General features: G+C 38.0%; 1 protein-coding gene. It reads right to left on the bottom strand.

Annotated elements, in window-relative coordinates; all coding sequences use genetic code 11:
• Positions 1–125: 125 nt before the first annotated feature.
• Positions 126–359, bottom strand: coding sequence for a hypothetical protein (locus ACTRWE_RS19290; protein WP_462880544.1), 234 nt, complete (start codon positions 357–359; stop codon positions 126–128).
• Between the last annotated feature and the right edge of the window lie 65 nt (positions 360–424).

Consider the following 424-nt stretch of genomic DNA (forward strand, 5'->3'; position numbering starts at 1 on the left):
TAGGGAGTAGTTTTAAAAACACGAAGTTCATAGCCATGCACCACTATTTGCTATGTTTAAACAAATCTGCTTTTATTGAGGGCGATTTTAACTTGAGGCAATAACGGTATCGCCAATCACTTGTACTAAGCCCATGTATCTAAACGGGGTTTGTCGTCATCTTCTTCAGCGGTTTTATTGCGCGATTTATTTTCGTCAAACGCCAGCTTATGTTGCTTTTCTACTTCTCTTTTTTTACGCTCTTCTAACTCGACTTTTTTGGCACTGGCACTTTGTTGAACCCCAGCAATATGAAAAGCCCCTTTAGATTCAAGCGTTAAACGCGTAATAGGCCCTAAATAAGGGATCATTATATCCATGCGTGCCTCCATTGAATTGAATGTAATTTAATCACTATAAAACTGTTGATAAATAAAGCAAACCT

The organism is Pseudoalteromonas sp. G5_S1_54_S4 (assembly GCF_054968565.1).